We start from the raw sequence: 13,639 nt of genomic DNA, 5'->3' as shown, positions 1-13,639 counted from the left end.
AGGGCTTTTCAAGCATGCAAGGCCATGCTACGGCGCGCGCAAGCGCAAACACCTCCAAGGGAGACCTCCAATGGCTATCGAACGCACTCTTTCCATCATCAAACCGGATGCCACCAAGCGGAACCTGACCGGCAAGATCAATGCCAAGTTCGAGGAAGCGGGTCTGCGCATCGTCGCGCAAAAGCGTATCCAGATGACCAAGGCCCAGGCCAGCGTCTTCTACGGTGTGCACAAGGACCGCCCCTTCTTTGACGAACTGACCACCTTCATGATCTCCGAGCCGGTTGTCGTGCAGGTCCTCGAAGGAGAAGACGCCATCGCGAAGAACCGCGAAGTCATGGGCGCGACCAACCCCGCCGATGCCGCCGAAGGCACCATCCGCCGCGAATTCGCCCTCTCGCTCGGCGAAAACTCCGTGCACGGCTCCGACGCCCCGGAAACCGCCGCCTTCGAGATCGGCTACTTCTTCTCCGGCCTCGAACTGGTCGGCTAAGGCGCCACGAAGCGACAGAAATTCAAGGCCGCGCCGCTCAATCGGCGCGGCCTTTTCCTTTCCGGCACGCAGTCCATCATCTGTTCGGAAAATATCCTGGGGGGAGCGCTCGCCAGAGCGCGGGGGGCAACGCCCCCCTCCGGCCTTCAAATCAGCCGAGTCCCACCATTTCTCGAATATCCGCCGGACTCGCCCCCTCCGCCCGGAATTTCGCAATCGCCCGCGCGTTGTCGCGCTTGGCCAGCCGCTTGCCGGCGTCGTCGCGGATCAGCCGGTGGTGATGATAAACCGGCTGGGGCAGGCCAAGCAGCCTTTGCAGAAGCACATGGATGGCCGTGGCCTCGAACAGGTCCTGGCCGCGAATGACATGGGTGATGCCCTGAGCGGCATCGTCGATCACCACCGCGAGATGGTACGATGTCCCCATGTCGCGGCGCGCAAGAACGATATCGCCAATGGAGTCGATGAGGGTTTCCGACCGGATGTCAATTGTTCCGCATTCCCCTTTCGGCCCGGACCTATTTTCTTGAAATGAAATAGTATCAATGCCTTCAAGAGACTTTCTCACGTTCAGCCTCAAGGCCTCTGCGGGCATGTCGACGGGCCGCGGCTTGTCGCGGCAGGTGCCGGGATAAACGATTCCGTCCGGCCCCATGACGGGCGCGCCGCCCTCTTGCGGAGCGCTGGCGGCCTCCAGAATATCGCGGCGGCGGCAGGAACAGGGATAGAGCAATCCGCGGCTCCACAGCTCTTGCAGCGCTGCGCGGTAAACGGGCAGGCGTTCGGATTGCCGCATCACCGGCTCCGGCCAGTCGAGTCCGAGCCATTGCAGATCATCGAAGATCTGCGCCTCCCACTCAGGGCGGGCGCGGCTCCGGTCGATATCCTCGATGCGGAGCAGGAAACTTCCGCCCGCCGCCCGCGCCATGTCCGAGGCCAGAATCGCCGAATAGGCGTGCCCCAAATGCAAAGGGCCGGTCGGCGACGGGGCGAAACGGGTGATCATGAGCTCAACGGTCGCGGGTCACCACGCCCTGATGGATCAGGAACCAGGCCAGCAGGATGAACATCGGATGCGTCAGCCCGCCGGAAAAGATGAGCGCCGGCACCCAGATGACGAAGGTGATGATTCCCAGAATGGGACGTCCGGCGAGCATGATCGAGAGCGGCGGAAGCAATATGGCCAGAAGGTAGTTCACAAGGCTTGCTCCTGTGGGGCGGCGGGTTCAGGCGCAGGGATACCGAGCCAGTCGGCCCAGGCGGCCTTGGCGCGGTCCGTATAGAGCTTGTAGCGGATCTTGCGGCCCTTGCGGCCCCCCTTGGCGTCGACGGGTCGGAAAAGACCGAAATTGACGTTCATCGGTTGGAACGTCTTGGCCTCTGCGCCGCCGGTGATGTGGGTGAGCAGCGCGCCCATGGCGGTATCCTGCGGTACAGGCGGCAGCGTCTGGCCCAGAACCTCGGTGGCGGCCATGCGGCCCGCCAACAGGCCCATCGCGGCGCTTTCCACGTAGCCCTCCACGCCGGTGATCTGGCCGGCGAAACGGATATGCGGCTTGCTCTTCAGGCGCATCTGCGCGTCCAGAAGCGTCGGCGAGTTGATGAAGGTGTTGCGGTGAATGCCGCCAAGCCGGGCAAAGCGGGCGTTCTCCAAGGCCGGGATCATCCGGAACACCTCGGTTTGCGCGCCGTATTTCATCTTGGTCTGGAAACCCACGATGTTGAACAGCGTGCCGAGAGCGTTGTCGCGGCGCAGTTGTACGACGGCATAGGCCTTTTCCTCCGGCTTGTGCCGGTTGGTCAGGCCCACGGGCTTCATCGGCCCGTGGCGGAGCGTCTCGCGACCGCGCTCTGCCATGACCTCGATCGGCAGGCAGCCGTCGAAGTATTTCGCGGTCTCGCCCTCCTTGAACTCGGCCTTGTCGGCGTCCAGCAACGCGTCGATGAAGGCCTCGTATTGCGGCTTGTCCATCGGGCAGTTGAGATAGGCGGTGCGCTCTTCCTCCGTCTCGCCCTTGTCATAGCGCGACTGCATCCAGGCGACGTCCATATCGATGGAGTCGGCATAGACGATGGGGGCGATGGCGTCGAAGAAGGCGAGGCTCTCCTGGCCGGCCTCTGCGGCGATGGCCTCGGCCAGCCCGCCGCCGGTGAGCGGTCCGGTGGCTATGATGACAGGGCCGTCCTCGGGGCCGGGCAGGGCGGTGATCTCCTGCTCGACCACGGTCACAAGCGGATGGGAGCGCAGCTTGCGCGTCACGGCCTCTGCGAAGGGGTCACGGTCCACCGCGAGCGCTCCGCCTGCGGGGATGGAATAGGCATCGGCCGTATTCATGATCAACCCGTCGGCCACGCGCATTTCCCAATGCAGCAGGCCCACGGCGTTGTTCTCGTCATCATCCGAACGGAAGGAATTGGAACAGACCATCTCGGCGAGGTTGCCGGTGCGGTGGGCGAAGGTTTCGACCTTGGGGCGCATTTCATGCAGGATGACAGGCACACCCATCCGGGTGGCCTGCCAGGCAGCTTCGGAGCCGGCCATGCCGCCGCCGATGATGTGGATCGCTTTTGTCATGTGCGCCATCTAGGCGATCGGGCGCGTTTTGGGAAGGAGCTCCGCGCCTAGCTCGAGCGGGCGATCTCGAAATCTTCCTGGAAAATCCGTTCCAGCTCCTCGATCGAGACCTTGTCATGGCCATAGGGCGGCTCGTAAGGCTCGTAGCTGTTCTGGATATCGCGCCGTTGCGGCTGCTTTTTCGGTTTTTCTGTCGGCTCGGCGATCACGTTCTCGACCCGACGCGGCGAGATGCGGCGGGGATGCACGACACGACGGCGGTTCCAGCGGACGATCCCGCGGTTGCGTGCTGCGGTCCGGTCGGGTTCGGCATAGGTGAGCATGAGCGAAGCGATCAGCGCGAGGTCGCGCCAGAAAATGCCGAGTTCGCTTTCCAGTCCGAGATCCATCATGCGCAGGTAGCTGGCCCAGAAGGTCAGGATACCCAGCGTCAGCGCCGCGCCGCGCAGCCAGACACCGATCATCACAAGGTAGGCAAGCGAGAACACCAGCGCGCCCGCAAAAGGCGACGCGATATCTGTGGGCAGGAACCTGTCCGTCAGGGCCGTCAGGTCCGTGCCCGGTATCAGTCCTACTGCTCCCGCGAGAAAGTAGGAGGCGATCAGTATTCTCAATAGGTTCTGGGCTGTTGCTCCCAGGACGAGGCGGTCTCCAGTGGTGCTGTACATTCGTTTGTCCCTACTGTCTCTACTGCCTGTCGCCTCATTCGTACCTGTACTGCTCGAACTCATTGGCTGTGACGACAATTCTTGACTGGTCCCAGAATGGCGTCTGAAAGGGGCAGGTGAAGGGAAGGTTTGTGAAATTTACGGACGAAGAAAGTGGTGGAAACAGGGGCAGCCTGATTAACCTTTTCTCAATTAAGGCTCGGAAACAGTCCGTTTTCATGGGGGAAATCGCGGAAAAAGGCAATTCTATGCCCCGCGTTCGCCTTAATTTGGCCTCGGTCCTTAACGGCCAGCCGTTAACGAATTCGTTTCTGGCGACTTTGTCTCACTTGAAGAAAACGAAGAGAAACAAGGGGCTAGGAAGAGAGAAAAAGCGCTGCGATTCGCGCCCGTCGACGGGTGGAAGAACGGTCGGGGGCGTGCAGCGAAAAGGGGGCGCCATGCGCCCCCTTGCGTATCATTCGCTATCGGGATCCGAACCGGTTTCGCTGGCCGCATCCTCGGCCTCTTCCATCTCGTCCGGCTCGGCCTGTTCGGCGATCCGCGCGACGGAGACAACTTCCTCGCCTGCGCCAGTGTCGAAGACGCGCACGCCGCCCGCTCCGCGCGAGCGGAAGGAGATTCCATCCACCGGGCAGCGAATCGACTGACCGGTCGAGGTGGCCAGCATGATCTGGTCATCCCCTTCGACAGGGAAACAGGCCACGAGCGGGCCGCCGCGCATGGCACGGTCCATTGCCGCCACGCCTTGGCCGCCGCGTCCGCGCACGGGGTAGTCGTGGCTCGACGAGGTCTTGCCGGCGCCGCCGGCGGTGATCGTCAGGATCAGGTCTTCGGCGGCGGACATCTCGGCATAGCGTTCTTGCGTCAGCTGGCCTCCCTCGACGAGGGTCTCGTCATCGTCGGCTTCGGCATCGTCTGGCGCACCGGCCACAGCGCGGCGTTGCTTGAGATACGCGGCGCGTTCGGCGGGATCGGCTTCGAAATGGCGGATGACGGACATGGAGACGACCTCGTCGCCTGTCGCAAGCCGGATGCCACGTACACCGAGCGAGGCGCGCGAGTTGAAGACCCGAACGTCGGTGCTGCGGAAACGGATGGCGCGGCCGAGCTTGGTGACCAGCATCACGTCGTCGTTCTCGGAGCAGATCCGGGCATTGATCAGCCGCACTTCGGCATCCTCGTCCTCGAATTTCATCGCGATCTTGCCGTTGCGCTTCACATTGGTGAAATCGCTGAGCGCGTTGCGTCGCACCGTTCCGGCCGAGGTGGCAAAGACGATCTGAAGCTCGCCCCAATCCTCCTCGTCGCGGTCCACCGGCATGATGGCGGCAATGGAAACGCCCGTCGGGATCGGCAGGATGTTGACGATCGCCTTGCCCTTGGCCGTCCGCCCGCCGAGCGGGAGCCTCCAGGTCTTGAGCTTGTAGGCCATCCCGTCGGTAGTGAAGAAGAGGAGCTGGGTATGGGTATTGGCGACGAAGAGCGTGGTGACCACATCGTCATCCTTGGTGGCCATGCCCGACAGCCCCTTGCCGCCGCGTCGCTGGGCGCGGAAATCTGCGAGCGGGGTACGCTTTATATAGCCCGACTGGGTGATGGTGACGACCATGTCCTCACGTTCGATGAGGTCCTCGTCTTCCATGTCGCCGGACCAGTCGACGATCTCGGTGCGCCGCGGCACAGCGAATTGATCACGTACCTCGGTCAGCTCGGTGGCGATGATCTGCATGATCCGTTCGCGCGAGCGCAGGATATCGAGATAGTCGATGATCTTCTTCGCCAGCTCTTCCAGCTCGTCGGTGACCTCCTTGACGCCCATTGCTGTGAGCCGCTGCAGGCGCAGCTCGAGAATGGCGCGGGCTTGGGTTTCGGAGAGGTTGTAGGTCCCGTCCTCGTTCATCTTGTGGGTCGGGTCGTCGATCAGGCGGATGTAGTAGGCGATGTCATGGGCCGGCCAGCGCCGGGTCATCAGCTTCTCGCGCGCCTCGGCGGGATCGGCGGAGGACCGGATGGTGGCCACGACCTCGTCCACATTGGAGACGGCGACGGCGAGGCCGCAGAGGATGTGGGAGCGTTCCCGTGCCTTGCGCAGCTCAAAGGCCGTGCGGCGGGCGACGACCTCCTCGCGGAAATCGACGAAGGCGGTGAGGAACTGGCGCAGGGTGAGCTGTTCCGGCCGGCCGCCATTGAGCGCCAGCATGTTGCAGCCGAAAGAGGTCTGCATCGGTGTGAAGCGCCAGAGTTGGTTGAGAACGACATCGGGGGTCGCGTCGCGCTTGAGCTCGATCACCACGCGGACGCCGATACGGTCGGATTCGTCCTGCACGTGGGCCACGCCCTCGATCTTCTTGTCGCGGACCATCTCGGCGATCTTCTCGATCATCGAGGCTTTGTTGACCTGGTAGGGGATCTCGTCGAGCACGATGGCATAGCGGTCCTTGCGGATCTCCTCGACGCGGGTTTTCGCGCGCAGGATCACCGAGCCGCGGCCCTCCAGATAGGCCTTGCGGGCACCGGAACGCCCAAGCATGACAGCGCCGGTGGGGAAGTCGGGGCCCGGGATGTACTCGATCAGGTCCTCGGAGGTGAGATCCGGATTCTCGATCAGCGCCAGCGTGGCATCTACCACCTCGCCGAGGTTATGCGGCGGGATATTGGTCGCCATGCCGACGGCGATGCCGCCGGCGCCGTTGACCAGCATGTTGGGGAAGCGCGCCGGCAGGACGGTCGGCTCGCGGTCCTTGCCGTCGTAATTGTCCTGGAAATTGACGGTGTCCTTGTCGATATCGGCCAGAAGAAACGCGGCGGGTTTGTCCATGCGCACTTCGGTGTAACGCATGGCGGCGGCGTTATCGCCGTCCATGGAGCCGAAATTGCCCTGTCCGTCCAGAAGCGGCAGAGACATCGAGAAGGGCTGCGCCATGCGCACCAGCGCGTCATAGATCGCGCTGTCGCCATGCGGGTGATACTTGCCCATCGTGTCGCCAACCGGGCGGGCCGATTTGCGATAGGACTTGTCGTGCGAATTGCCCGTTTCGTGCATCGCGTAGAGGATGCGCCGGTGCACGGGTTTGAGTCCGTCGCGCAGGTCCGGAATGGCCCGGCTCACGATCACGCTCATCGCGTAATCGAGATAGGACGCCTTCATCTCGTCCGAAATGTCGATGGTCGGACCGTCATAACCGGGACGTTCGGGACGATCTTCTTCGGTGTTCTCGGGAGGCTGAGGAATGTCGGTCATGTTTGCCTGCGTTCTCTGTTGCGCACCGCTATATCTGGATAAGCCTTCTTAGCAGGCCCACGAGATGGGGTGCAATGGTAGCGCGCAAAATGAGCGTGCGGGGAGGTGTCTTTCGTTGCGGGGGGCGCTGCCCCCACACGCTCTGGCGAGCGCGTTCCCCCGGGATATTTTCAAACAGATGATGGCTTGCCGGGCTTTCCGATGAGCGCAGCACGAAAAGAGCCGCGCCGTTTGTTCGGCGCGGCCCGATGGCATTGATTGAAAGTCAGCTCAGCTTGGGTTTTCGGCCATCGCTGCGCTGGCTTTCTTTCCTGTTGCGTAGCGCAGGAAATAGGCGAAGGCGGCGGCGGCGATCACGACGCTGGCGATATTGGAGATATTCGCCGGCAGTCCAAGGCCGATCTGGGCTTGCAGGATGAAGGCGGCATCAACGGCGGTCATGAAGACGGCCGGGATCGAGGCGATCCAGTGGAACTTGCCCTTCTGAGCCAGGTAGATCGCGGCCGACCAGAGCACCATCATCGACAGCATCTGGTTGGACCAGCCGAAATAGCGCCAGATCATGGCGAAGTCGGCACGGCTGACGAAGAAGGCGACCACGAAGAGCGGGATCGCGATGGCCAGGCGCTTGACGGTCGCGGACTGGTCGACGCCGAAGCTTTCGGCGAGGATCAGGCGGGTCGAGCGGAAGGCGGTGTCGCCGGAGGTGATCGGCAGGATCACCACGCCGAGGATGGCCAGAAAGCCGCCGAACGGGCCGAGCAGCGAGTTGCAGATCTCGTTGACCACGGCAGAGGGCGAGCCGGCGTCGATGACGGCCTGCAGCGCGGCGCTGTCAGCGTAGAAGCTGGTGCCTGCGGTGACCCAGATCAGCGCGATGATGCCTTCGACGATCATGGCGCCGTAGAAGACCATGCGGCCACGGCTTTCGTTGCGGATGCAGCGGGCCATGAGCGGCGACTGCGTCGAGTGGAAGCCGGATATGGCGCCACAGGACAGCGTGATGAACAGAAGCGGCCAGATCGGGACGTCCTTGGGGTGAACGTTGGCGGTGAAGTCCAGGTTCGGCAGCAGTTCATAGCCATTGAAGATCAGCCCGAAGAGCACGCCGAAGGTCATGAACAGCAGCAGCGCGCCGAAGATCGGGTAGAGCCGGCCGATGATCTTGTCGATCGGCAGCACGGTGGCGATGAAGTAGTAGACGAAGATGAAGAACACCAGAAGCTGGACGTTCAGGCCGGTCATGCTCGACAAGAGCTTCGCCGGGCCGAGTATGAAGACCACGCCGACAAGCAGAAGCAGCACGACGGAGAAGACGCGCAGCACCTGGCGGGCCGGCATGCCCATGAAATCGCCCACAACCTCGGGGATGGACTCACCGCCGCGGCGGACCGAGAGCATTCCGGAGAAGTAGTCGTGCACACCGCCGGCGAAGATAGAGCCGATGACGACCCAGAGCAGCGCCTGGGGGCCGTAGAGCGCGCCGAGGATCGGGCCGAAGATCGGGCCGAGGCCGGCAATGTCGAGAAGCTGGATGAAGAAGACCTTCCAGGTCGGCATGTTGATATAGTCAACACCGTCTTCCCGGGTCCAGCAGGGGGTTTTGCGGTTGGTGTCGGGTTCGAAGATCCGTTCGACAACGACACCATAGGTGAAGTAGCCAAGGATCAGCAGCCCGACGCAGGCAGAGAAGAAAAGCACTGTATTCCCTCCATTGGAATTTGGATCGCGCGTGGTTTTTTCCTGATTTCGCCCCCTACGCCCATGGGATGCCATGTCAACCGGAGCCACGGGCATAGCGGCCATGGCCTGAAGTTATTGCTTCGTTAATCATGTTCTGCGCTTGCAAGGGCGGCGTCTTTGCCCCTGTTTTTATGGTTTTCGTGGAAAGGGTTGTCGTGATGGGCTCTTGCTGCGCTGCAGTGTTTGGAGCCTTGTCGGGCGGTGTGTTCCAGGGCGCGACAGGCGTGGCGCGGCGATTGGGCGCTCTATGTATACGGAAGGTGATGCTCGAAATTTGAGCAAATGGTCAATTTCGGCAGGCGGTAGAGGTGGGCGCGTCTTGCGACCTTGTCGGGCGATGGATGACCTTGTTGTGCGATGAGCGATGGCGCTGACCCAGGCCTTCTGGCGGAGGACGTTTTCGGGCTGTCGGGGCCATGGCGGTGCGTGAAAATGGCCTGTCGGTTTTGCCTTTGCGGGTTCCGGGCCTTGTTGCGCGCGCTTGCGACCCCGTGTATCAGGCCCCAACGGAAAATCGGACCGAGGTGAAAGATATGCGTCGAGTGGTTGTTACCGGTTTGGGTATGGTCACGCCGCTGGCGAGCGGCGTCGAGGAGACATGGTCGCGTCTGCTGGATGGCCAATCGGGTGCGGGTGAGATCACGCGTTTCGACAATTCGCGGGTCACCACGAAATATGCCTGTGAGATCCCCTTTGGCGATGGCAGTGACGGGACCTTCAACCCGGATGCCCACATGGAGCCGAAGGAACGCCGGAAGGTCGATGACTTCATCCTGTACGGAGTGGCGGCGGCCGACATGGCGGTTAAGGATGCCGGCTGGACGCCCGAGGACGAAGAGAGCCGGTTGCGCACGGGCGTGATGATCGGTGCTGGTATTGGCGGGCTGTCGGCGATTGCCGACACTGCGGTGATGATGGCCGAGAAGGGGCCGCGGCGCGTGTCGCCGTTCTTCATTCCGTCGGCCCTGATCAACCTCGTGAGTGGACAGGTTGGCATTCGCTATGGCTTCAAGGGGCCGAACCACGCGGTGGTGACGGCCTGTTCGACCGGCGCACATGCCATTGGCGACGCGGCGCGTTTGATCCAGTGGGGCGATGCCGACGTGATGATTGCCGGCGGGGCCGAGAACCCGATCAGCGAGATCGGTATTGCCGGCTTCAACGCCTGCAAGGCGCTGTCGACAAAACGGGCGGACGATCCGAAGGCGGCCAGCCGGCCTTATGACGCCGAGCGCGACGGTTTCGTGATGGGCGAGGGCGCTGGCGTTGTCGTTTTGGAAGAATACGAGCACGCGAAGGCGCGCGGCGCGAAGATCTATGCCGAGATTCTTGGCTACGGCCTGTCGGGAGACGCTTATCACATCACCGCGCCGTCCGAGGATGGCGATGGCGGTTTCCGCTCGATGCAGGCCGCGCTGAAGCGGGCCGGGCTGGAGCCGGGGCAGATCGACTATATAAACGCGCATGGTACGTCGACCATGGCGGACACGATCGAGTTGGCCGCTGTGGAGCGGATGCTGGGCGATGCGGCAAGCAAGGCAACGATGTCCTCGACCAAATCTTCGATCGGTCACCTTCTGGGTGCGGCCGGCGCGGTCGAGGCGATTTTCTGTATACTGGCAATTCGGGACCAGGTGGCCCCACCGACGCTCAATCTCGACAACCCGCCCGAGGGGGTGAAGCTGGATCTTGTTCCCAAGGTAAAGCGTGAGCGCGAGATCAAATATGTCCTGTCGAACTCTTTCGGCTTTGGCGGCACCAATGCCAGCCTGATCATGGGGAAGGTTGAGGACTGATGGCGCGGGCGATTGCCTCCAATGCGCTGACCATAGGTATTGTGATCTTGCTGGCGGTCGCCGGCATCCTTGCCTGGGGGCGCAGTGAATATGCGGGCCAAGGCCCGCTTGAGGAGGCAATCTGCCTTCTGGTGCCGTCGGGCGCCTCGATGACATCCGTTTCGAAGGATCTGGAGGCGCGCGGAGCGATCAGCAGCTCGGCGATCTTCCGGATTGGCGCGGATTATGAAGACAAGTCCGAACAGCTCAAGGCGGGAAGCTTCGTGGTTCCGGCGGGAGCGTCGATGGAAAACATCATCGAGGTGGTGACAGCCAGCGGACGCAGCACCTGCGGCACAGATATCAATCTGCAGATCGGTGTGAATGTTGCCCGTGTCATCGTGCGGGAGCTGGATCCGGCGACGCAGGAGCAGCTGGAGCTAGCGCGGGTTGACCTTGGCGCCGAACTGCCGCCGCTGGACATGAACCTGGCGGTCGAGAGCACGATTGCCGGGGGAACGGTTTCGCTGGGCTCGCTGATGGAACGACCGAGCACGAGCTATCGGGTGACTCTGGCAGAAGGCGTGACGAGCTGGCAGGTCGTTGAGTCGCTGAAGGCGGCGGAGTTCCTGAGCGGCGAGATTTCGGAGATTCCGGCCGAGGGGTACCTCGCCCCGGACAGCTACGAGACGACTCGCGGTGGGAATCGTGCGGCGATTCTTGAGCGGATGGAAGCGAAGCAGGAGACGATTTTGGCCGAGCTCTGGCAGACGCGCCAGGCCGGGCTGCCACTGGAGAGCCCGGAGGAAGCGCTGACTCTCGCCTCGATCGTGGAGAAGGAAACCGGCGTGGCAGCGGAACGCCCACTGGTGGCGAGCGTGTTCGTCAACCGCCTGAACCAGGGGATGCGCCTGCAAACGGACCCCACCGTGATCTATGGGATCACCGAGGGGAAGGGTGTGTTGGGACGCGGCTTGCGGCAGAGCGAGTTGCGCGGGGCGACCCCCTACAACACCTATGTTATTCAAGGGCTTCCGCCGACTCCCATTGCCAATCCCGGCCGTCAGGCGATTGCGGCGACGCTCAATCCGGATACGAGCGACTACTTGTTCTTCGTGGCCGACGGCACAGGCGGACATGCATTTGCCGCCACGCTCAGGGAGCATAATGTGAACGTCGCTCGCTGGCGCGAGATCGAGGCCGGGCAAGCCAACCAGTGAGAAATGGTTAACAAACAGTAACTTGCCGTGCGCTGCTTCGTTGCGGGGCGACACGCCGAGCTTGACTCTGCGAACGGTCCAAAGTAGAAACAAGTCACGCTGGAAGAAGTGGGCAAGCACCGGGGCCGAGAGGCTCACGGTGCTTTTTCATTTCGCTTGTTCGGAGGGAATGAGCATGAGCAGGTTCAGAAAATGCATAAATCTACGACCCCCGAAACCTCGGGTGAAAACGTCGGTCAGTATTTTGATCAGGCCGCAGAAATCTATCGTAGCTCCAGCAAGGAGCTGACCGACATCGTTCGGGAAATCGGCGACGGCAAGACCGATCGCGCAAAGAAGCTGGGTTCGGTGCTGACCGAAATCCGCAAGGCTTCTATGGCCATGATGGAGGAAGCTCGCAATGTCGAAGACCTTCGCAGAAGGCTCGTCGGGGATGTTCATGAGCAGAGCCTCGACCTTGCCGGGGCCCGCAATGAAATTGGGCGCCGAATGGCTCGCATCCGCGCCGCAAGCGGAGCAGGAAGCGTTTCTTGAGGGGCTGAGCGAGCACGCGCTTTGTGCGTTGCCGTGGCTTTTCGAGTTCTGGGCGCTACCGCACCAGCTCCCACCCGGTGGGGATTGGAAGACCTGGGTGATCCTGGGCGGCAGGGGCGCGGGCAAGACCCGCGCCGGCTCGGAATGGGTTCGGACCCAGGTAGAAGGGGGGCGGCCGGAGGAACCCGGCCGGTCCCGCCGTGTCGCGCTGGTCGGCGAGACGTTCGATCAGGTCCGCGATGTTATGGTGTTTGGCGATAGCGGGATTATCGCCTGTTCGCCGCCCGACCGGGTGCCTGAGTGGCATTCAGGCAAGCGGCAGTTGGAATGGCCGAACGGGGCGATTGCCCAGGCTTTTTCCGCGCATGAGCCGGAGGCGCTTCGGGGTCCGCAATTCGACGCGGCCTGGGTGGACGAACTGGCCAAGTGGAAGAAAGCCGATGAGACGTGGTCGATGCTGCAATTCGGTTTGCGGTTGGGCGACAACCCGCGGCAATGCGTGACGACCACTCCACGTGATGTGCAGATCCTTAAGGAGCTGTTGAAGCGGGACTCGACCGTGACGACGGCGGCGCCCACAGAGGCGAATCGGGCGAACCTGGCGGACAGTTTCCTGGAGGAAGTCCGGGCGCGCTATGACGGAACGCGGCTTGGCCGGCAGGAGCTGGACGGGGTACTGGTCGAGGATACCGAGGGAGCGCTTTGGACCTCTAGAGGGGTCGAAGCGGCGCGGGTGGATGTTCTGCCGGAATTCGACCGGGTTGTCGTGGCGGTGGACCCGCCGGTGACAGGCAACAAGGGCTCGGATGAATGCGGGATCGTGGTGGTCGGTGCGGTCACCAAGGGTGATCCGAAGGACTGGGAAGCCGTTGTTCTTGAGGATGCGAGCGTTTCGGCGGCCTCGCCGTTGCAATGGGCGCATGCGGCCGTGGCGGCGATGGATCGGCATGCCGCGGACCGGCTTGTGGCCGAGGTGAACCAGGGGGGCGATCTGGTGAAGACGGTGCTGAACCAGATAGACCCTATGCTGCCCTACAAGGCGGTTCGCGCCCGGCATGGCAAGAGCGCGCGGGCGGAACCAGTGGCCGCGCTTTATGAGCAGGGTCGGGTGAAGCATGTGCGGGGGCTTGGCGCGCTGGAAGACCAGATGTGCCGGATGACCACGCGCGGATATGAGGGCAGGGGCTCGCCCGACCGGGTCGACGCGCTTGTCTGGGCGATGACGGAACTGCTGCTGGATCCGGCTGCGCAATTCCGGCGACCGACGATCCGGACGCTGTAACGAAAACCACTTCAGATCTGGAAGACGTGCGGCGCGCTCGGGTAGGGCGCGCCCGTCTTCCTCATGCCCGCCCCCTGCTGTCTGGCAGGGGGCCGGGCGAGTGAC

The 13,639-nt window shown here is 62.7% G+C and carries 11 protein-coding genes; 5 read left to right on the top strand and 6 right to left on the bottom strand.

Features of this window, described 5'->3' with window-relative positions; genetic code table 11:
• Positions 1-70 precede the first annotated feature (70 nt).
• Positions 71-493, top strand: coding sequence for a nucleoside-diphosphate kinase (ndk, locus tag AX756_RS07675; RefSeq protein WP_068309881.1), 423 nt, complete (start codon positions 71-73; stop codon positions 491-493).
• A gap of 151 nt (positions 494-644) precedes the next feature.
• On the opposite strand, the gene gluQRS is transcribed toward ndk, so the two are convergent.
• The 6 genes from gluQRS to AX756_RS07645 all read right to left on the bottom strand — a co-directional run bounded on the left by gluQRS (position 645) and on the right by AX756_RS07645 (position 8,681).
• Entirely contained in the window at positions 645-1,499 is an 855-nt protein-coding gene (gene gluQRS / locus AX756_RS07670) for a tRNA glutamyl-Q(34) synthetase GluQRS (RefSeq protein WP_068309880.1), read from the bottom strand.
• A gap of 4 nt (positions 1,500-1,503) precedes the next feature.
• Positions 1,504-1,692 (bottom strand): hypothetical protein, encoded by a 189-nt coding sequence (locus tag AX756_RS07665; RefSeq protein WP_068309879.1) that lies wholly within the window; start codon positions 1,690-1,692, stop codon positions 1,504-1,506.
• The gene (gene trmFO / locus AX756_RS07660; RefSeq protein ID WP_068310105.1) at positions 1,689-3,068 is read right to left on the bottom strand and encodes a methylenetetrahydrofolate--tRNA-(uracil(54)-C(5))-methyltransferase (FADH(2)-oxidizing) TrmFO; all 1,380 of its coding nucleotides are present in this window, start codon (positions 3,066-3,068) and stop codon (positions 1,689-1,691) included. Before trmFO ends, AX756_RS07665 begins: the two co-directional genes overlap by 4 nt.
• 47 nt (positions 3,069-3,115) lie before the next feature.
• Positions 3,116-3,736 (bottom strand): hypothetical protein, encoded by a 621-nt coding sequence (locus AX756_RS07655; protein ID WP_156461420.1) that lies wholly within the window; start codon positions 3,734-3,736, stop codon positions 3,116-3,118.
• Positions 3,737-4,193: 457 nt separating this feature from the next.
• Complete coding sequence (gene gyrA / locus AX756_RS07650) at positions 4,194-6,980, bottom strand: DNA gyrase subunit A (protein ID WP_068309877.1); 2,787 nt, start codon at positions 6,978-6,980, stop codon at positions 4,194-4,196.
• A 270-nt stretch (positions 6,981-7,250) separates the two neighbouring features.
• Positions 7,251-8,681 (bottom strand): carbon starvation CstA family protein, encoded by a 1,431-nt coding sequence (locus AX756_RS07645; protein WP_068309876.1) that lies wholly within the window; start codon positions 8,679-8,681, stop codon positions 7,251-7,253.
• A gap of 575 nt (positions 8,682-9,256) precedes the next feature.
• On the opposite strand from AX756_RS07645, the gene fabF reads away from it, so the two are divergent.
• From fabF to AX756_RS07625, 4 genes are all read left to right on the top strand, one after another.
• The gene (gene fabF / locus AX756_RS07640) at positions 9,257-10,519 is read left to right on the top strand and encodes a beta-ketoacyl-ACP synthase II (protein WP_068310103.1); all 1,263 of its coding nucleotides are present in this window, start codon (positions 9,257-9,259) and stop codon (positions 10,517-10,519) included.
• The gene (gene mltG / locus AX756_RS07635) at positions 10,519-11,718 is read left to right on the top strand and encodes an endolytic transglycosylase MltG (RefSeq protein ID WP_068309875.1); all 1,200 of its coding nucleotides are present in this window, start codon (positions 10,519-10,521) and stop codon (positions 11,716-11,718) included. The genes fabF and mltG overlap by 1 nt, the downstream gene beginning before the upstream one ends.
• Positions 11,719-11,910: 192 nt before the next feature.
• A complete protein-coding gene (locus tag AX756_RS25560; protein ID WP_156461419.1) occupies positions 11,911-12,252 on the top strand; it encodes a hypothetical protein in 342 nt (113 codons plus the stop codon).
• Positions 12,191-13,534 carry a DNA-packaging protein gene (locus tag AX756_RS07625; RefSeq protein ID WP_068309873.1) on the top strand — a complete coding sequence of 448 codons (1,344 nt, stop codon included), beginning with the start codon at positions 12,191-12,193 and terminating at the stop codon, positions 13,532-13,534. Before AX756_RS25560 ends, AX756_RS07625 begins: the two co-directional genes overlap by 62 nt.
• The last annotated feature ends 105 nt before the right edge of the window (positions 13,535-13,639 follow it).

Origin of the sequence: Aliiruegeria sabulilitoris (assembly GCF_001558155.1) — a bacterium.
GTDB classification, from domain to species: Bacteria; Pseudomonadota; Alphaproteobacteria; order Rhodobacterales; family Rhodobacteraceae; genus Tropicimonas; species Tropicimonas sabulilitoris.
The sequence above is the reverse complement of the archived record's forward strand: the minus strand, read 5'-3'. Positions and strand labels throughout refer to the sequence as shown.

Coding starts and splice junctions, on each gene's coding strand:
- gyrA (WP_068309877.1), bottom strand. CDS start 6,980: ATGACCGACATTCCTCAGCCTCCCGAGAACACCGAAGAAGATCGTCCC.
- AX756_RS25560 (WP_156461419.1), top strand. CDS start 11,911: ATGCATAAATCTACGACCCCCGAAACCTCGGGTGAAAACGTCGGTCAG.
- fabF (WP_068310103.1), top strand. CDS start 9,257: ATGCGTCGAGTGGTTGTTACCGGTTTGGGTATGGTCACGCCGCTGGCG.
- AX756_RS07655 (WP_156461420.1), bottom strand. CDS start 3,736: ATGTACAGCACCACTGGAGACCGCCTCGTCCTGGGAGCAACAGCCCAG.
- ndk (WP_068309881.1), top strand. CDS start 71: ATGGCTATCGAACGCACTCTTTCCATCATCAAACCGGATGCCACCAAG.
- mltG (WP_068309875.1), top strand. CDS start 10,519: ATGGCGCGGGCGATTGCCTCCAATGCGCTGACCATAGGTATTGTGATC.
- AX756_RS07625 (WP_068309873.1), top strand. CDS start 12,191: ATGAAATTGGGCGCCGAATGGCTCGCATCCGCGCCGCAAGCGGAGCAG.
- gluQRS (WP_068309880.1), bottom strand. CDS start 1,499: ATGATCACCCGTTTCGCCCCGTCGCCGACCGGCCCTTTGCATTTGGGG.
- trmFO (WP_068310105.1), bottom strand. CDS start 3,068: ATGACAAAAGCGATCCACATCATCGGCGGCGGCATGGCCGGCTCCGAA.